The sequence below is a fragment of the Sedimentisphaera cyanobacteriorum genome, from assembly GCF_001997385.1.
In the GTDB taxonomy this organism is placed as follows: domain Bacteria; phylum Planctomycetota; class Phycisphaerae; order Sedimentisphaerales; family Sedimentisphaeraceae; genus Sedimentisphaera; species Sedimentisphaera cyanobacteriorum.
This window is the reverse complement of sequence record NZ_CP019633.1, coordinates 2,332,968-2,351,723: the sequence shown is the minus strand read 5'-3', so window position 1 is coordinate 2,351,723 and position 18,756 is coordinate 2,332,968. Positions and strand designations below refer to the sequence as shown.

12 protein-coding genes are annotated in these 18,756 nt (G+C 48.2%); 7 read left to right on the top strand and 5 right to left on the bottom strand.

Annotation, left to right across the window (positions count from 1 at the left end; translation table 11 throughout):
• Positions 1–515 precede the first annotated feature (515 nt).
• The gene (rnr, locus tag L21SP3_RS09465) at positions 516–2,762 is read left to right on the top strand and encodes a ribonuclease R (protein WP_077540932.1); all 2,247 of its coding nucleotides are present in this window, start codon (positions 516–518) and stop codon (positions 2,760–2,762) included.
• Positions 2,763–2,992: 230 nt separating this feature from the next.
• On the opposite strand, the gene L21SP3_RS09460 is transcribed toward rnr, so the two are convergent.
• The 3 genes from L21SP3_RS09460 to L21SP3_RS09455 form a co-directional block, all read right to left on the bottom strand.
• A complete protein-coding gene (locus L21SP3_RS09460) occupies positions 2,993–5,302 on the bottom strand; it encodes an amino acid permease (protein WP_077540930.1) in 2,310 nt (769 codons plus the stop codon).
• A 22-nt stretch (positions 5,303–5,324) separates the two neighbouring features.
• Positions 5,325–5,468, bottom strand: a complete 144-nt coding sequence (locus L21SP3_RS12020; RefSeq protein WP_161488170.1) for a hypothetical protein — start codon at positions 5,466–5,468, stop codon at positions 5,325–5,327.
• 105 nt (positions 5,469–5,573) lie between these two features.
• Positions 5,574–6,536 (bottom strand): ELM1/GtrOC1 family putative glycosyltransferase, encoded by a 963-nt coding sequence (locus L21SP3_RS09455; RefSeq protein WP_161488169.1) that lies wholly within the window; start codon positions 6,534–6,536, stop codon positions 5,574–5,576.
• A 1,201-nt stretch (positions 6,537–7,737) separates the two neighbouring features.
• Between L21SP3_RS09455 and L21SP3_RS09450 the strand changes: the two genes are divergently transcribed.
• The 5 genes from L21SP3_RS09450 to L21SP3_RS09430 all read left to right on the top strand — a co-directional run bounded on the left by L21SP3_RS09450 (position 7,738) and on the right by L21SP3_RS09430 (position 14,568).
• The gene (locus L21SP3_RS09450; protein ID WP_077540928.1) at positions 7,738–9,060 is read left to right on the top strand and encodes a homoserine dehydrogenase; all 1,323 of its coding nucleotides are present in this window, start codon (positions 7,738–7,740) and stop codon (positions 9,058–9,060) included.
• Entirely contained in the window at positions 9,057–10,250 is a 1,194-nt protein-coding gene (locus L21SP3_RS09445) for a cofactor-independent phosphoglycerate mutase (RefSeq protein WP_077540927.1), read from the top strand. The genes L21SP3_RS09450 and L21SP3_RS09445 overlap by 4 nt, the downstream gene beginning before the upstream one ends.
• 29 nt (positions 10,251–10,279) lie before the next feature.
• A complete protein-coding gene (locus L21SP3_RS09440; RefSeq protein ID WP_077540925.1) occupies positions 10,280–11,515 on the top strand; it encodes an aspartate kinase in 1,236 nt (411 codons plus the stop codon).
• A gap of 76 nt (positions 11,516–11,591) precedes the next feature.
• Positions 11,592–13,508: a polysaccharide biosynthesis protein gene (locus tag L21SP3_RS09435; RefSeq protein ID WP_077540924.1), complete on the top strand. Its 1,917-nt coding sequence runs from the start codon at positions 11,592–11,594 to the stop codon at positions 13,506–13,508.
• Entirely contained in the window at positions 13,501–14,568 is a 1,068-nt protein-coding gene (locus L21SP3_RS09430; protein ID WP_077540923.1) for a glycosyltransferase family 9 protein, read from the top strand. The genes L21SP3_RS09435 and L21SP3_RS09430 overlap by 8 nt, the downstream gene beginning before the upstream one ends.
• A gap of 4 nt (positions 14,569–14,572) precedes the next feature.
• On the opposite strand, the gene L21SP3_RS09425 is transcribed toward L21SP3_RS09430, so the two are convergent.
• Positions 14,573–17,188 carry a carbohydrate-binding domain-containing protein gene (locus L21SP3_RS09425; RefSeq protein WP_077540921.1) on the bottom strand — a complete coding sequence of 872 codons (2,616 nt, stop codon included), beginning with the start codon at positions 17,186–17,188 and terminating at the stop codon, positions 14,573–14,575.
• Between the two features lie 358 nt (positions 17,189–17,546).
• Here L21SP3_RS09425 and L21SP3_RS09420 point away from each other — a divergent pair, with 358 nt between their 5' ends.
• The gene (locus L21SP3_RS09420; RefSeq protein ID WP_077540919.1) at positions 17,547–18,251 is read left to right on the top strand and encodes a hypothetical protein; all 705 of its coding nucleotides are present in this window, start codon (positions 17,547–17,549) and stop codon (positions 18,249–18,251) included.
• Between the two features lie 118 nt (positions 18,252–18,369).
• On the opposite strand, the gene L21SP3_RS09415 is transcribed toward L21SP3_RS09420, so the two are convergent.
• Positions 18,370–18,621, bottom strand: coding sequence for a DUF6868 family protein (locus tag L21SP3_RS09415; protein ID WP_123785177.1), 252 nt, complete (start codon positions 18,619–18,621; stop codon positions 18,370–18,372).
• Between the last annotated feature and the right edge of the window lie 135 nt (positions 18,622–18,756).

The window sequence follows — 18,756 nt, the reverse complement described above, 5'->3', positions numbered from 1 at the left end:
CATTGAGCCTGTCCGCCGCAGGCGGAGAGTTAGCGGAGAAGATATAATATTGGACAGGATTAACAGGATCTACAGGATGAGATGGAGAGATAGGAAAATTTTATGTTTTGTTTTACCACGAAACACACGAAGGGGATAATTTTTTGATTTATTTATTATCCACAGATAACACAGATAATTTACAAAGGTAAAGCATTGCTGTAAAACAATTTACAATAAAAACCCTTCGTGTTCCTCCGAGTCCTTCTCGGTTTAAACCAATCACCCGCCCAATAATCCTGTCAATCCTGTTTAAAAATACCATCTTTTTACTTCCCGCCTGTCCGCCGCAGGCTCTGTGTAAAATACTTTCAAAATTTTTAAAATAAAAACAAGTTAATCAGTCTAGTATCTTTCTCGAATATTTTTAGAACCCATTAATTTTTCAGTGATTTTTATCTTATTTTATTGTTTGGTAATTCAAAGCTGAAGGGTTATAATTTCCAGATTGTTAAATTTGCAAAGGATACGATTGTATGAAAAGTCTTAAAGACAGGATTCTAAAATTCGTAAAGAATTCTGAATATTCCCCTGTAACTGAAAATCGGTTAGCTGAGATGCTCGGTGCTGACGATAAGCAGCAGAGAGAGCAGTTCAGCCAGACAGTTCAAAATATGCTTGAGGAAGGCCTTCTGGATATCGGGAAAAACTCCCGCATTACACTGCCCAGCTCAGGCGATGTTGTTAAGGGCAAGTTCCGCTCAACAAGGCAGGAATTCGGCTTCGTTGCCCCGCTTACCGCCACACGAGACGGCGATCTCCGCATAGAACGCCACAATATAAACAGCGCCTGCGACGGTGATATCGTGGAGGCGAAGGTAATACGAAGACGGCGAAAAGGAAAGAAATTCCTGCTTGCCGGCAAGATAACCAAGGTGATTGAGCGGGCAAAAACCACCTCTACCGGCACTCTCTATAAAAATGAAGGCAGATGGATGATCGTGCCGGACGGGAACTTCTTCAAAGCCCCGTTCAACGTTGACGATCCTCAAATCAAGGGAGCGAAGCAGGAAGACAAGGTGTATTATGAGGTGCTCAAGTATCCAAAGGACAAAACCCCCGGAAAGGCTGTGATAATTGATGTTATAGGCAGAGCGGGGCTTTATGAAACGGAAATCGAAGCTACTATCAAGAATTTCGAGCTTCGAAGCGGATTCGATAAACAATGCACTGAGCAGGCGAGAAAATGCGCAGACGTTGATTTCAAGCCGGGCAAGGGCTATGATGATATCCGCGATAAGGAGCTTATCACGATAGACCCCGATACAGCGAAAGACTACGACGATGCAATCAGCCTTGAGTTTGATGAGGATAACAATCCCGTTCTGGGAATTCATATTGCAGATGTCAGCCGCTTTGTAACGCAGGGCTCGGCTCTAGATGAGGAGGCAGGCCTTCGCGGGAACAGCGTATATCTTCCCGGCAGGGTTCTGCCTATGCTGCCTGAAGTTCTCAGCAACGGCGTATGCTCTCTGCAGCCAAATCAGCCCCGATTCGCCAAGAGCGTTTACATCACATACGACAAGCGAGGCAGGGTAATCAAGAGCAAAACCAAATACGCAAACAGCCTGATTCAGTCTTCAGCTCGTCTAACCTACAGGGATGCAGACAGGATGCTTCAGGGTGAAAAGCTCGATTTCCCGCAGGAAATTTACAAACTGCTCAGAGATATGGATATGCTCGCCCGAAGGATCGAAAAGCGAAGGGAGCAGGACGGTATGATCCATTTGGATTTGCCGGATATTGACCTTGTGCTCAATGACAACGGCGAGGTGGTAGATGCAAACCCCGCAGACCAAAGCTATCCGCATACGATAATCGAGATGTTTATGGTGGAGGCGAATGAGGCTGTGGCAAGGCTGCTCGACAGCTTCGATATCCCGTTTATCCGCAGAATACACCCCGACCCCGATGCTTTCAGCGCCCAGAGGCTTGCGGATTTCGTGAGCGTTTGCGGGATGAAGCTGCCCTCCAGCGCGGACAGAGAATCGCTGCGTAAAATTCTCGATAAGGTTCGGGGAACAGGGCTTGAGTATGCAGTGAATAATGCCGTGCTGCGGAGCCTTCAGAAGGCAGTTTATTCCCCTGAGAATATCGGCCATTATGCCCTCTCTTCGCGCCATTACACCCACTTTACAAGCCCCATCAGAAGATACGCAGACCTCACCATACACCGCCTGCTGGATAAATACCTAAAGGAAGGCCGGCTCAGCGAAAAGATGGGAATCCCCTCAGAGGAAGACCTTGTGCAGCTGGGCGGGTATATCAGCAGTACAGAAGACAAGGCGGAGAATGCTGAGAGGGATCTGAAGAAGGTGCTGATTCTTCAGATGCTCGAGAAGAAGGTCGGCGAAACCCTCGAATGCTACGTTTCAGGCGTTATCCGCAAGGGAATCTTCGTTCAGTGCAAAAAATTCGGGATTGAAGGCTTTATATCCTCTGAGGAGCTCGGGCCGGACAGATGGGAGTTTCACGAGAAATCCCAGAGTCTTACCGGTCAGCACAGCGGCGTTCGCGTGCGGATTGGGCTTGAGATTGATGTTACGATAACGAATGTGGTTGTCCCGATTCGTCAGATTACTCTGCTGCCCGTCGAGCCGCTCGTTAAGAAAACAGAGCTCAAGCCCAAACACGAAAAGAAGCACAAGTTCAAGGCAAAAACCAAAGACCGCCGCTCATACACACATAGCAGAAAAAGAAAATCGAAAAGGAAACGAAAATAGCGGTACTAAACGGCTTACTGCTTATGCTTTATACACCAAAATGCTCAAAGCTTTTCTGCAAGACCTTGGCTTTGCAAAGTATGCAGAGGGGGCAGAGAGAGCTGATATTTCGCAATTGTTTCGTTTCGGCGCATTTTCCCCTGCTGTCTGGATAGCTCGTTTCGTTTAGTGTAAATGTTAGAACCGCAGAGGGGTTAGTTATGAAAACTTCTACCTCGGAGATCATCGCTTCAGGAAAAGATTCTTTTGAACAGTGAATCCACTTTCCCGCCTGCCTTTGCAATAACCACGGGCTTTGAAGTTCTGCAAGCTATTTTTTCGGGCACAGACAGCCCTCGGAACTGTCCGAGCGGCCGGTTAGTCATCCCGAGGACGGTGAGTTCGTGATTTTTTGCTTCTCTGAGTATAGCTATTACCGAGCTTTTCGCTTTTACGGTTTTGGTTGTGAATCTGTCCGGCCTCAGTCTTAGCCTCATCGCCTGATTCAGTGCGAATTCTCTGAGCTTGAATCCCCGCTTCTGTCCGGTATCCACCTTGAGCATAGTTACCTTTGCATCCGTTTCGGCCATAATATTAGCGATTTCTGCTGCGTATTCGGAGTTTGGCCCGCCTGATACCGGCACAAGCACGCTTTTGTATCTCTGCTTGGATTTCTCCGAGCCCTTAATAATCACCACATTGCAGGGCGCCCGCTCAACGATTGGGTCTATTGTGGCGCCGATATTGAAAAGCCTGTTTTCGGGTTTGCCGTGCCAGCCGAGAACGAGCAGCTTCACCTTCTTCTCCTTCACTGCCGAAACAATCCCCCTTGCGATATTCCTGCAGTAGCGGATTGTGGTATTCAGCGGGAAATGCATTGAGAGATAGAGCATAGCCTCTGTGATGGCTTCTCTTCCCGGTTCGGTGTATTCTTCGGATTCAGACAGCGATATATGCTCAGGTACGGACACCATATGAATCAGCTCCACATGCGGCTTCTTCTTTGAAGAGCAGAGTTTGTATGTACCGTTAACCAGATCCACTGCGTTCTCCGGGTCAGCCAGGCCCACCATCACCGGATACCCTTTGGGCTTATAGTTTCTCTGTTCATCGAATACGGTTATCTCGTGTTCTGCCGCGATAACCCTGTCTTTAGAGTACAGCAGGTATATCGCAAGGCCTGCGAGAATCCAGATCGGTGCGATTATCCAAGCGATTACGCTCATATGCACCAGCCATACCGCAAGCACAGCCTGCATAATCAGTGCAAGGATCGGCGGTACAGGGAAAAACGGCATCATAAAGCCGTATTCGAGCTCATCGCCCATCCCGAGGCGAATCTTTATAACGCAGAGATTCACCATAAAGAAAAGGAACAGAAACATTATGCTTGCGCTGGATGCCACATCCTCAGTCGGCAGGAATGCAGCAGTGAATATTACGATTACCGAGGTTGCAATAAGTGCACCGTAAGGGGTTCGGTTTTTTTCGTGTATTCGAGACCAGAATTCGGGCATCATCCCGTCGCGTCCGAGGGCGTAGGAGGCTCTTGTGCCCGAGTAAATCGTGGCGTTCAGGGCGGATGTAGAGGAGAAAATCACAGCGAGAGTGAGCACGAAATTACCTAACGGCATAAGCCTTGCAGCTGCCTCGCCGAAGCCCTTCTCCTTGAACTGACCAATCCACTCCCACGGGGGCATTTGGCCAACCCCTTCGCTGCCCGCCTTTACAGATACCACTGTGGCAAAGGCTACAAGCACATAAATAAGCGTTACGATAGTAACAGAATATATCATTGCCTTGGGCAGGTTTTTCTTCGGGTCTATCGTTTCATCGCCCGCCTGGGCTATCACTTCATATCCCTCAAAGGCAACGTAAGTAAAGCCCATAGTTACCAGCAGCTTAGACCAGCCTTCCGGCATAAAAGGCGTGAAGTTTTGCAGTCTTGAGGGGTCTTGGATAACCGCAACCACCCCGAAAATCCCGATTGTAAGAACGAAAAGGGTTTGTCCCACGGTAATTACTGCACCGGCTTTGCCGGTTTCCGAGGAGCCCTTGAAGTTTATATACACAAACAGCCCCGCAGTTATTACTGCTGTAAGCCTTTCCAGCACCAGAATGACGGTTTCCGGATCGTTTCCGAAAGATTCATAAAGCGGATTGAGCCAGCCGAGGGCGTCGATAAACCGGATGCTGTATATAGCAAATGTCAGGGCATACATGCTCCCTGCAACGCTCGAAGCGAACCACTCCATCCAGCCTGCGAGGAAGCTGGCGTTGCGTCCGAAGCCGATACGCGCGAAATTATACACACCCCCTGCTCGAGGAATTGCAGAACTCAGCTCAGCGAAGCTCATAGCCGTGAGCATTGCGAATACGCCATTCAGAGCGAATGTAAGGACAACCCCGCCCGGGCCGGCCTCGCCTATGGATATGCCCATCCCGAGAAACACACCGGCACCTATCATCATACCCAGCCCCATCATTATGATGTGGAACAAAGAAAGCTCTCTGGATAATTCTGGTGTGGGGTTTGCGGAAGGGCGGGATTTACGTGCCATTAGAGGTCTCTCACTAAAAAGACTATTTGCCTTTACGAAGATTTTTCAGCGCATAGCGAGCGGAGCCGTAGCCGTTTTGCGACATTTTTTTAATCCGGGAGCTTGCCCAGAAAGCTGTTATGAGCACAAATGCAACGCAGCTGAAAACTATTATTAAACCTGTCATAATCCCTTCGTTCATAATGCGCAGAGTGTAACAAAAACGTTACTTCAGGCAAGGTTTTTAATGCCATGAAAAATTATTTTTTCAGCTCTGCTGAAAAGGTTTTCATCAGTCTTCCAAAACCGACCGGATTTTCTCCTCCAGATTTATCTTCCTGTCTGCATCGCCTAATGTGCCGTCGAATATGTGTACGCAGCCTTCTGCTTGAAGCTCTGCGAGGAATCTGTCGAATTTGCTCTTTCTTTTCGGCTCGTTTTTGAGCACCTCCACCTTCGCACTGCCCGTACTGACGCATTCGCTGATCATAGAAGATGAATCGCTGGTAACGAAGATGTATTCGCTCATTCCTATAAACGCTGGGATGGGGTTGTACCGGCTTTCAGAGAAGATCAGCTTATAATCGAACGGGAAAGAAGCGGCTGTCTTTTCTACCTTTCTGCTTGTGCGGCGGGATGTTGTGAGCCAGTGCTCGAGATTGGGGGTTTTCTCGAAGATTTTCTCGAGCTGACCTCGAATCTTCTCCGGCTCGATTCTTCCGTACGCATTTTCCCCCCCGATTATAACGCTTGCAGAGGGGCCTTTCATGCCGGTTTTCTCTGTGAATTCGCCAGCTTTCTGGGCGTAAAAGCTTTCGCCCCTGCTGCAGAGCGTGATTGGCACAGGTGTTATGTTCTCCGCACGAGGGGGATTGTCGTAGGATGGGCAGAAGATATGCGAGAAGTCTGATTTGCGTATGCCCCGAGGGAGCATCAAAGCAATCACCTCAACCCCGAGGCGATTTGCGAGCACCTTGGCCGGATAGTATGCACCCGAGCTCACCGCTGCGATTCTGGTGATCCCAGCAGGCATATTCTCTGCTTCTGCCCGCTCGCCTGAGCTGCTGAAGGTGAGTGTGAACGGAAGGCTCGAATGCAGCCTGACCGAATCGAGCAGATAGCCCGCTGCCTTGAATGCCTTGAGCCTGTATTCGGCAACTGCCTCAATGCATTCCCAGCCCATAATGCTGCATAATGCTCTGGCCTGATTGACGTGGCCGGGTTTGCCGTCGCTTATGATTAAAACTTTTTCCATTTTCTTTCCCATGCTTTCACAGGATGTCAATGATAACGAATTTCTGCTGATCTGGCAAGCCAAAGACCTCAGCTTCGCAGTGCATTTCAATAATCACTTTGCCGTGATTTACTGCCGCTGAGCAGAGCTGAGATATTCCAGCCACTGAGCAGCGCTAAGATACGCTAAGGTGATAATTTTTAGACAGGATTAACAGGATAAATATTAAATAAGGAAAAGGCGGAGAGAAATTTTTCAGCGGGTAATTTGTTTGAACCACGTGGGATTGGTTTAAACCGCGAAGTGCTCGGAGGAACACGAAGATTTTTTAATTGGTTTAAACCACGAGCAGCACTGAGATATTCCAGCCACTGAGCGGCGCTAAGAAGCACTAAGGGGATATTTTTAGACAGGATTTTTAAAGTTCAAGGCAATGATAAGGGGAAAGTTTTTCTCCTTCAGCTGCCGCTAACTCTCCGCCTGCGGCGGACAGGCTCAATGTTTAACATCCCCCGTACTACAGCGGAGTTCGCCGTGGCGGACCCGATAGGGATTCTTTTAGAAAAGATTTTTCGCTTACCGCCGGCTCTTCACGTTTCGCTATCCTAGCGGGGAGCTTGCGCTCCTCCGCTATACGACGCTGCATTATTAAGCAGCGAACCGCTTAAAATAGGGGACAGTTACCTAATAATTGTTTTCAACTGATGTGAGTTTGCAGCTTCTTTGATTATTCACAGGCTTTTACTCGACAGTTTTTTTTCTGTGTAATTGCTTCACCAAGGCTTTAAACCGAGCAAATATGCTTGTTGGGCGGCAGCTGCTCTTGACGAACCACTTGCCGTCTCATCTCAACCAAATTCTTATGCCGGCCAATTCCCTATCTCATTATTTTATAAAGCTTTTTACTATTAAAAATAGGTAACTGTCCCCTATTTTTATCGCAATCGCTTACATTCATATAATCTGTGCCATCTGTGGAAAATAAATTAAATATCCCCTTCGTGTGTTTCGAGGGCTTCGCGGTAAAATGAAAACACAAAATCCTTAGCGATTTAATAGCCGGCGGGGAATATCAGCAAAGCTAAGGAAAAAGCCCTGCCGGAAAATATTGTCGCACAAAAAGAAGTTAAAGATTTGTTTGCGCTTGAAAAATAGCCTTTTTCAGCTAAGATGTGGTGCTGTACTTTTTTTGTAAACTATAAGTTAGAACAGGAATCTTCTGATGAATGAAAAGAGAATCAGAATAGGAATCGCGGGTTTTGGGACGGTCGGCTGCGGCGTTGCAAAGATCCTCTTCGACCAGAAAGAAACCATCCAGCAGAAAACCGGAGCAAATCTCGAGCTTGCAAAGATTGTGGATTTAGACATCACAACCCCTCGCTCAGTAGATGTGCCTGAAGAGCTGCTGTCCACAGACATAGACGATATAGCCTGCGATGAGAGCATTGACATTGCAGTTGTGCTGGTAGGCGGTACGACGGCCGCCAAAGACATCCAGATTAAGATGCTCCAAAGCGGAAAAAACGTTGTTACAGCGAATAAGGCTCTTCTTGCCAAACATGGTGCGGAGCTTTTCAGCGTTGCCCGTGAGAATAACGTCTGCATAGCATTCGAGGCCAGCTGCGCAGGCGGGATCCCGATAATCAGCGCAATAAGAACGGGCCTCGCTGCAAATGATATAGAACGAATCTACGGCATCCTCAACGGCACAAGCAATTATATTCTCACCTGCATGGAGCAAAACGGCGATGATTTCCCGGACGTTCTGGAAAGGGCTCAGGAGCTCGGTTATGCCGAAGCAGACCCCACGCTGGATATAAACGGCGGAGACTGCGGGCACAAACTCGCTATCATTGCGAGTCTTTGTTTCGGCTGCGAGTTTGAATTTGCAGACGTAACTTACGAAGGCATAGAGAAGATTGCCATCACAGATATCGAATGCGGAAGAGAAATGGGATACAGCCTCAAGCTCTTGGGCGTTGCAGAGAAGCAGCCCTGCGGGGAATACACGCTTCAGGTTAGCCCTTCTTTCGTGGCTTCTGATGAGATAATAGCTCAGGTTCCCGGGCCGTTCAATGCGGTAAGCCTTTTCGGAAACTGCGTAGGCCATACGATGTACTACGGACGCGGGGCTGGCATGATGCCCACAGCAAGCGCAGTTACCGCTGATATTATCGAAATCGTATCGGGCAATTCAAAGCAGCTCTTCGATAACCTCAAACTCAAGCCCAGAGAAGAAACAAAGCCTCTGGTTGCAGATATCAAAGACCAGCAGAAACGCTTCTATATAAGGATTCAGGCCAAAGACGAGCCGGGCGTTCTGGCGAAGATGTCCTCGGCGCTGGGCGAGAACGGGATAAGCATCAGAGGGGCCCTCCAGCAGGAGGCTCCCGCACAGAAAAATTATGTTACGGTGGTAATTACTACTCACAAAACCTCCCGCAATATGATTGATGATGCCCTTAAAAAGATTGATGAGATGAATATAATCGCCGGCGAGCCGGTTTGCATACAGATAGTTGAAATCCCGGGGGATGAGGGGTGAACTGCAAACACCTTATAGTAATTCCGGATGGAGCGGCAGACCTTCCCATAGACCAGTTCGACGGAAAAACGGTGCTTCAGGCCGCTGATATTCCGAATATAGACAGGCTTTCTCAAGCGGGAATTCAGGGGCTGGTTCAAACTGTCCCTGAGGGTATGTCTCCGGGCAGTGATGTTGCTCAGATGAGCCTGCTGGGGTACAACCCGTATGAATTCTACACCGGAAGAGCCCCTATTGAGGCCGCTGCTATGGGGATTGAGCTCACGCAGGAAGACTTCGTATTCCGATGCAATCTGGTTACATACTCAGACGGGAATATGGCAGACCACAGCGCAGGGCACATATCCACCAACGAAGGCAGGCAGATAATCGAAGAGCTTCAAAAACAGCTCGGCTCGGATAAGGTGCGTTTCTATCCGGGCGTGAGCTACAGGCATCTGTGCGTGGTAAAGGGGATGGATTTCGATGTAAAAACCCTTCCGCCCCACGACAATATCGGCAGGCCGGTAAAAAAGATTGTCCCGTCGGGCAAAAACAGCGCATTTTTGAGAGATCTGATGGAGAAAAGCAGGCTGGTGATAGACCAGATGGAGATAAACAAAATCCGTACAGACCTCGGGGAGAATCCTGTGAGCTCGATATGGCTCTGGGGCGAAGGGAAAAGGGCGAGTATGGAAAGCTTCAAGGCCAAGTACGGCCTTAAAGGGGCTTCTATCACGGCTGTTGACCTTGTTCGGGGGCTCTCGAAGCTGATCGGCTTTGAGGTTATAAATGTGGAAGGTGCTACCGGTCTTGCAGACACCAATTACGAAGGCAAGGCGGAGGCAGCAGCCGAGGCTCTCGACGAGAATGATATTGTATTCCTGCACCTCGAGGGGCCGGATGAGGCAGGCCATTCCGGCGATGCAGAGCTCAAGAAAACCGCCCTTGAAAGGATAGACAGCAGGATTATCGCACCTCTTTCAAAGAAGCTTGAAGGCTATGATGAGTGGAAGATTCTCGTAATGCCGGACCACCCTACGCCTGTGAGCACAAGAGGGCATACTGCTGAGCCAGTGCCGTTTATGATAAGCGGAACTATCGAACGCCCTGATGTCCAAGGCAGGGCCTTCAGTGAATTGAATGCGGCCGGTTCAGGCCTCCATATAGCAAGGGGCTATGAACTGATGGAATATTTTCTAAAAATGTAAGAATTATTTATTAAAATTACGGGGAACAAATGTCAATCATTGTTCAAAAATTCGGCGGCACTTCAGTTGCAAATTCTGAAAAGATCAGAAACGCAGCGAAGCGGGCTGTCGCCAAGTACAAGCAGGGGCATAAAGTAGTCGTGGTTGCCTCGGCAAGGGGCAAACAGACCGATGAGCTTGTGGCTGATGCATACGAGCTAAATCCTGACCCGCCCAAGCGGGAGATGGATCAGCTTCTCAGTACCGGCGAACAGCAGACAGTATCCCTGATGGCTATTGCAATCCAGAATATGGGTTACAAGGCTCTCAGCTTTACAGGACATCAGATCCAGATGATTACCGACAGCGTACACAGCAAGGCGAGGATAGAAAGCATCGGCTCGGAGATCATCCACGAAAAACTCGATGATGGCTATATTGTAATAGCAGCGGGTTTTCAGGGGATTGATGAGAAAGGCAATGTAACAACGCTCGGAAGAGGCGGGTCTGACACAAGCGCTGTGGCGATAGCAGCTGCTTTGAAGGCCAAGCAGTGCGAGATATACACCGACGTTGACGGGATCTACACAACAGACCCCCGCAAATACTCCAAAGCAGTGAAGATTAATCAGGTAAGCTATGATGAAATGCTCGAACTTGCAAGTCTCGGAGCGGGAGTTATGCACGGAAGAGCTATCGAATTCGGCAAGAAATACGGCGTAGAAATTCAGGTGAGAAGCAGCACTCTGGATATCGAGGGAACTTTAATTACTGAAGAGGTGCCTCAAATGGAAGGTATATTAGTATCAGGTGCAACGGTCCAGTCTGACCTTGCAAAAATTACGATAATCGGAATCCCGCACAGTCCGGGAAATGCAGCGAAGGTGTTCTCTGCCCTTGCAGGCACGAAAATCAGCGTGAACGATATTATACAGACAGAGCTTGATGACAACTCTGCAAACCTCTCGTTCACTATCTCAAAGAACGACCTTGCAGACGCATTGAAAACAATAAAAGCAATCAAAAATGAAATCCAATACAGAGATCTTTTCATAAGAGAAGACATCGCTGAGGTAAGCGCTGTGGGTATTGGAATGAGAACCCATTACGGCGTTGCAGACCGTATGTTTAAGGCGCTTGCGGAGAATAAAATCAACATCGATTCTATCACAACAAGCGAGATAAGAATAAGCTGCCTCGTAGATAAGCAGCAGTCTGACAAGGCTCTTGAGGTTATCTGCGATACTTTCCAGCTCGATAAAGAGCCGGAAGAGAGAGATATGTAATCCATTATGCCCGCCGGCAGCGAGATGCTCAGGCGGGCTTTCACTTTTGATTTAACACTAATTTGAACAGAAAAAAATGCGAACAAGGCTGCTGAATATTCCGGTAAAGCTTCTTACCTCCCATAAATACAGAAAGATCAGCCTGATTGTAATACACATTATAGTATTCACTTTGGCATATTTCGTAGCCTGCGGGATATTCAACAATATGAAAATCCAGCGAGACTGGATTATAGATCTGTTCCTCCCTCCCCTGATTATCATTCTGCCCGTAAAGGTTTTAATCTTCGGGCTCTTCCGGCAGTACAGCAGCCTCTGGAAGTATGTAAACATCTCAGACCTTGTGGGGATATGCACGTCCGCATTTTTCAGCGCAGCAGCCATCATCGGGATATGGCATACAATGATGTACACAATGCGCGCGCCTGAGCAGGCTATTTTCAGGGAAGTGCCCGAGAGCATTTTAATCCTCGATATGGTGCTTACGATTTTCGCCCTCTCGGGGCTGAGGGTGTCTGCAAGGCTGAATATTGAAGACAGTCTCGCCCTGAGCTCCACAGACAGAAAGAATCTTCTTATTGCCGGCGCAGGCGATGCAGGCGAAATGCTCTCAAGGGAGATTAAAAAATTCTTCCTGAATAAATACAAGATAATAGGCTTCGTTGACGACAACCCCGACAAGCTCAAGAGCATTATAAACGGCTTTGAGGTTCTCGGGACATCAGAACAGATCCCCGATATCTGCGAGGAATACGAGGTTCAGGAGATTGCGATTGCCCTGCCCTCTGCCAAGCACGACCAGAGGAGGCAGATTATCCGTCTTGCCGAAAAGACCAATGCAGTTTGCAGGATAATCCCGATCCTCGCTGAGATAACCTCCGGAAGCGTGAAGGTTAGCCAGATGAGGAAGATCGACATCTCCGATCTTCTCAGCAGAGATGAAATAAAGCTCGATACTCAGCATATACACAGCTTCGTAAACAATAAAACAGTAATCGTAACCGGTGCAGGCGGGTCAATAGGCTCAGAGCTTTGCAGGCAGATTGCCGGCTACGGGCCTAAGAGGCTGGTTCTTCTCGAGCAGGCTGAAAACCCGCTCTTTGAAATCGAAGGTCAGCTTCAGAACCTCTCTGAAATGATTGAGGTTAGCCCTGTGATAGCAGATGTCTGCGACAGAGAAAGAATTTTCCATATATTCGAGCATTACAGGCCGGATGTGGTTTTCCATGCTGCTGCCCATAAGCATGTACCCCTGATGGAAAGCAATCCGGGCGAGAGCGTGAAAAACAACGTTCTGGGCACGAAAAACGTTGCTGATGCAGCAGACCAGCATAAGACAGGAAACTTTGTCCTGATTAGCAGTGACAAGGCAGTTAATCCTTCCAGCATTATGGGCTCTACAAAACGCCTCGCCGAGATGTACACAACGAGCCTGAACGAAAAATCCGTTACAAATTTCACTACCGTTCGCTTCGGGAATGTCCTCGGCTCGAGCAGTTCGGTTGTGCCTGTGTTCCAAAAACAGATTGATGCCGGCGGACCTGTAACTGTTACCCATCCGGAGATGACCCGATACTTTATGACCATTCCCGAAGCTTGTCTTTTAGTAATGCAGGCAGCGGCAATGGGCAAAGGGGGCGAGGTATTCCTTCTGGATATGGGCGAGCCGGTGAAGATTTTGGAGCTTGCAAAGGATATGATAAAGCTCAACGGCTACGAGCCTCAGATTGATATAAAGATTGAGTTTACAGGCGTTCGCCCGGGTGAGAAACTCTTCGAGGAGCTGTCTGTGGAAGGCGAGAATATGCTGCCTACCAACCATCCGAAGGTGGCAATATGGAAAACAAAACGCATAGATTCATCCCGTTTGGAAAGGGATATTGAAAAGCTTAAAGATGTCTGCACAGGCGAGGATGAAAAGCAGGTGGTTCAAACGATTCGGGAAATTCTGCCTGAATACTCCTTTGAGGCCGAAGTGAACAAAGATGGCTAAGTTCAAAGTTTACGATATATTCCGAGCTCTCCATATAGACAAGCAGGCAAAAGCCCTTCAGGACGGCCTTTTAGATTCCCTTTGCAGATTCAAATCAAAAATATACTTCAGCAGGCTGCATCTTACCGCTCTGTCCAACTCGCAAAAGCCCTCCAGAGTGCTGATAGCTGCCAACATCAGCGGCATAGGAAACTGCATCGCTGCCACCCCGCTTGCTCAAGCGGTTCGCATTGCAATGCCGAATGCCGAGATTACGTTTATGGCATCCAAAGGCGACCTCTTCGACAGCTGGCATATCCCCGACAAAATAATCAAAGATAAAACCCCGCCTGCAGAGCTGAGCTTCGACTACACCCTCATCCCGTACTGGGGGGACAAAATACACCCATCATGGCTCTATGAGCCCCGCTGCGGGAAGGTGCTTGCATATAAAAACGCCTGCAATAAATGGTTCTTGAAGCCCGAACGCGAGTATGACCTTGATATCGCACGAAGGCTTGGATACAAAGGCGGCCTCCTGCCTGAATACGTGGGAATTAAGCCCGCTGAGCTTGTTCCTCAGGGCAGAAAGATAATCACTCTTCTTCCCTGCTCAAAACCAGACCAGCGATGGGAGGGGAAAAAGTGGCCGAAATTCCACGAGCTGATAAACCTTATCACCGAAGAGCTGCCTGATTACACCGTATGTATAGCGGGGCTTGAAAGCGATGAGATCGAAGCAGGCTTCGATAAGGCGAATGTTTTAGACCTGCGCGGAAGGCTGAGCCTTGCGGAAACCGCATTCCTACTTAAAAACAGCGAGCTTGCCGTGGCCAACGACAGCGGGCCTGCCCATATCAGCGATGCCGCAGGCACATACACAATCTGGCTGTTCGGGATGTCCTGCATTGTGAAGAATCATCCGATGAACAAATACAGAATCCTCAAATCCGCAGAGAAATGCTCTCCCTGCCAATACACAGGCGAGCACGAAAACTGCCCAGAACCAAGGTGCATAAACTCAATCTCAGCAGAGAAAGTTTTAGAAGAGATCAAACGCTTCCTGAATACGAATCATTAGTTGTTCATTCAAGCCAGCTTTGAGCAAACTCCAAGAGGTCTGCGAAATTCACCATCCCGTCTCCGCCTTGCGGGCTTATATCAGCGGAATACGTGCCCGCAGGCAGACCCCACTGCCCGGCAAGCAGAGAGTAATCCAGCAGGTCTATTTGGCCGTCTTCGTTTATATCCGCCGGCTCAGCTGCTGGGGTAAATTCAATATAGTTCACTGATGCGCTCTTGAAAGTGCCTTCATTGAAGCTCAGCCTTATTCTGCATTCTCCCTGCTCACTTATATTTGCGGCGGGGATTATCGTATCCTCCCAGCTGTTCCACCCGCCGGTGTCAGGGAGAATGAACGGAAGCTCTTCCCCGCTGCCCACCTGCAGAGCTCCGCTGAGCTCATAAGAGGAGCTGCTCCTAATCACTATATCATAAGTTCCCGGCATCACATCCGCATCGTATTCGAGCCACTCGCCCGCTTCAGCATAAACGGCAAATCCCCCGCCCGCATCGCCTGCGGCGAGTATATCCACATCCTCAGAGCGGTATTTTCCGTAGGCATTGCCCGGGCTGTTGTCGTAGTAGGCCTCATTCTGCCCGCCGACAGCGTAGTTCTCTGCCTGAATTACCCCGGGGATAACCCGAATAATCTTCACGTAATCAATCAGCCCTTCGCCCTGGGTGATACTGAGCCGAACCGAGCCATCGCCGGAGCTTTGAACCTCAAAGGGCTCTATTACTGTTTCGCTCCAGTTAGACCAGCCTCCAGTATCTTGAAGCGTAACCTCTGAGGGCTCCTGCCCCTCAATCTCAAGCTGAGCCTGCATAGAGTAGCTGGAGGTGCTCCTGATTACAGCTTTGTAGGTACCTTCGGTGAGCGTTTTGCTGTATCTCAGCCATTCGCCTGCCTCCGCATACACTGCATACCCATCACTGATTGAAAGAATTTCCACATCATCCTCTCTGTATTGAGAGTATGAATTGCCTGCTGTATTGTCGTAGTATCCAGCATTCTGCCCGCCCGCATCGTAGTTCTCGGCCTCTATCATTCCGGGAAGAATCCCCTGAGTTACTACAGCTTTCTCCGATGAGCTTGCTGTCTGGTTCTGATAAGGCCCTTTATCCCTAACAGTTACCTTATATGCGTATAACTTATCTGCATCAAGCCCTGTTTCTGTATATTCAGGGCTGTCCTGCCAGCCGCTGTCGTTTCCGCTGCCCTTTGTGCACTCGAAATAATATTCCACCCCGCTGGGGTCCTGGGCTTCGGCAGCCTTCATGTAAACGGAGTTTCCGTCTATTGTTTCCGGAGCAGCGAGCCACTGAGCCGGGTCAGGACTCGGCGGATTCTGGTCGTCGTTTATGTCAAATTCAAATACCATTATCGAATATTGGGGCACAGTAATTTCAAACCGCGTCCCGGAAGTTTTCGGGGCCGTACCGAGAGTTTCCAACAGATTCCCGCCTGAGCTTTCCCAGAGCGTATAGTCAACATCGCTGTCTATAAGCTTTGTTCCCGCCTGAACCTGAAAGCCGTAGTCCTGATACGCATTCGAGGAGTTGTTGATAAGCCATACAGTCATCGAATTGTCCTCACGGAATGCGCGGGTTATCAGCTCGCCGAGATTCAGGGATGTTCCGTCGATATCGTCCATAAACGCAGTGCTCGCTCCGGCTGTGCTGCGGGTGAGAGCCGTGCCCAGCTTAATGTGGTCATCGCCGAAAGGATAGCCCCAGTACGTCATTGCGCTGAAACCCTTGTCAAAGCAGTCGAACACGATTCTCATAGCCTTTTCTGAATCATTCAATAATCCGTCATTGATTCCCCAATGCACTTCGCTGTGCCACTTTGGCTTGTCCCCGGCTGTGTCTGCGAAATCGCCCAAAGCAGAAGAGTTGTACCATTGATTCGGATAGTGGTGAGTGCCGGCGATATCGTAATAATCTTCCCAGCCCTGCGTTTTCAGCGAGCTCAGCCAATTCTCAGCACTTGAAACTGTGTATGTCTCTGGAGCAATCAAGAGTGGCATATCAAAGCCCCTGCTCACAGAGAGAGCCTCCAGCTCATCTATTGTCTGCTTGTATCTGCTGGTGGTTATATTTCCTTCGTTGAATCTGCGCTCATTATCAATGCCCAATACGTCTATGAAGAAGCCGTTATCTTCCAGCATCTCGAGATAATCAGCGAGCATAATTGCGTATTTCTCGGGGATTATCGGGCCTCCTGCTGAGCTCTTTGTCCATTCGGGGAAGCTGTCGTCGCCTCTGAGCTTCTTGCTCGCAAATAGGATTACATCGCTGTTTTCAGCTAATGCATTGCCGATAGCTTCAAGCTGGATTGAATACTCATCCTCAAGGACCACGCCTTCAGAAGGGTGCCCTCGGTCTGTATCACCACCACCCCATATCGGAATCCTGAGAACAGAGAACTGATTATCCACAAACACCTCGCGTGCGTGGCCTGTGTTGATATAATTCGCCTTCCATTCCCATTTTATATCGTATCCCCACTGGATTACTGCGCTGCCGAGCTGATCGGCATTTATAACTGCATCAGAGCCCGTGGCTGAATAAGCAGGGCTGAGAAACAAAGATAACAGCAAAACTGCCGCTGTAACTTTAAAGATTTTTGTGCTCATATGCTTCCCTTAGAAAAAGTTTCATCTTATATTTATAGCTTGAGAGAAGTTCTTTTTTTATTTTTTTTCTAAATCGGCGCTGAAAATCGCAATTTTTGTTGAATACTCAAATTCGATTTGCTATTTTTGTGCTCATATGCTTCCCTTAGAAAAAGTTTCATCTTATATTTATAGCTTGAGAGAAGTTCTTTTTTTATTTTTTTTCTAAATCGGCGCTGAAAATCGCAATTTTTGTTGAATACTCAAATTCGATTTGCTATTATAGATTCAGTGTTCGAGAGTAAATGTTAAATTTCAAGCCCGCAATTCATCTTTGTGCGTTTAGTTTTTTGGAAGGGCGTAACTTAAGGAGAAAACCATGAAAAGGGTTGTTTTATTTGTGATTAGCGGGCTTATTGCGCCTGCAATATGTTATGGAGGTTTGTTTCAGGCAGATTTCAATAACGGCCTGAACAGCGAATACTGGAGCGTTAATCAGAATACAGGTATTTACACAGTTGATGATACCCAGGGCGATATAAGGCTCGAAAAAACAGGCAATGCCCAGGCGGGCATGAATTTAGTGGAAATTGAGCTGAATCTTTCAAAGGTTTCACTTATAGGCGACACCATTCCGGGAGATTTCGAAGCGCTGATTAATTTTTCGCAGGCCGTTCTGCCGGGACCCGGGCTCGATCAGGTGGAGCTGCATGCAGCATTTGATGACGACAGCTATTTCTTTAATGTGCGTGATAACGATTCAGGAACACATAACGTTCACGTTTGGGACGGGCAGAAGAAAGGCGGATTTCCCACTTCCGCAGCAGCTGGAACTCTGAGAATCGTAAGGCAGGCGGATGTTATTACCGCTTTGTTCGATGACAGCGTTGTTTATCAGAAAAACTTCACTGCTGCAGACTTAAATCTTCTCAGCTTCACTCTTCAGAATAATCTTGGCTCAAACGACAGTACAAGTGTGATTTTTGATGACTTCAAACTCAGCGGGGATTTTGTAGTACCTGAGCCGGCTTCGATTTTCCTCATCTTCTCAGCAGGGCTGGCCGGGCTTAGATCTAAAAAGTAAAAAATCCCCCACACCCTTGAGACTAAGCGGTTTGATTTAAGCTTAAATACTCAAGAGTTTCCGTATTAGCCCGTTACCCGCACAGACCTGATGCAGGGTTATAGGTTTTTAAGCGTGCTTATGCCCCTGCTGTAACAATCCAGAGGGCAATGTAGGGCACGATGTTGAAAACAACGATAAGCAGTTTGTACAAACCGAGACACGAAAACATCACTGCACTGTACTGCTGCTCATCCATCGGGAAAAATTTGCTGTGAATCTTGTACATCTCACTGCGAAGAGCGATTACAAGAAGCGCTCCGAATGCAATCAGAAGCACGTTGATAAGTGAACACCATCCCAGGATATTACGGATTTCAATAAGTGTCATTTTCTTCCTCCCAAGATTAAAATTAAATAATTTTTTCAATATATTCGAAAGCGAATTCAATTATTCTTACGAATAAATCTGCCAACTGTTTTCCCCCATGATTTTTGGGGGCGTGGGATTGGTTTTAAACCACGA

Coding starts and splice junctions, on each gene's coding strand:
- rnr (WP_077540932.1), top strand. CDS start 516: ATGAAAAGTCTTAAAGACAGGATTCTAAAATTCGTAAAGAATTCTGAA.
- L21SP3_RS09460 (WP_077540930.1), bottom strand. CDS start 5,302: ATGGCACGTAAATCCCGCCCTTCCGCAAACCCCACACCAGAATTATCC.
- L21SP3_RS12020 (WP_161488170.1), bottom strand. CDS start 5,468: ATGACAGGTTTAATAATAGTTTTCAGCTGCGTTGCATTTGTGCTCATA.
- L21SP3_RS09455 (WP_161488169.1), bottom strand. CDS start 6,536: ATGGAAAAAGTTTTAATCATAAGCGACGGCAAACCCGGCCACGTCAAT.
- L21SP3_RS09450 (WP_077540928.1), top strand. CDS start 7,738: ATGAATGAAAAGAGAATCAGAATAGGAATCGCGGGTTTTGGGACGGTC.
- L21SP3_RS09440 (WP_077540925.1), top strand. CDS start 10,280: ATGTCAATCATTGTTCAAAAATTCGGCGGCACTTCAGTTGCAAATTCT.
- L21SP3_RS09435 (WP_077540924.1), top strand. CDS start 11,592: ATGCGAACAAGGCTGCTGAATATTCCGGTAAAGCTTCTTACCTCCCAT.
- L21SP3_RS09430 (WP_077540923.1), top strand. CDS start 13,501: ATGGCTAAGTTCAAAGTTTACGATATATTCCGAGCTCTCCATATAGAC.
- L21SP3_RS09425 (WP_077540921.1), bottom strand. CDS start 17,188: ATGAGCACAAAAATCTTTAAAGTTACAGCGGCAGTTTTGCTGTTATCT.
- L21SP3_RS09420 (WP_077540919.1), top strand. CDS start 17,547: ATGAAAAGGGTTGTTTTATTTGTGATTAGCGGGCTTATTGCGCCTGCA.
- L21SP3_RS09415 (WP_123785177.1), bottom strand. CDS start 18,621: ATGACACTTATTGAAATCCGTAATATCCTGGGATGGTGTTCACTTATC.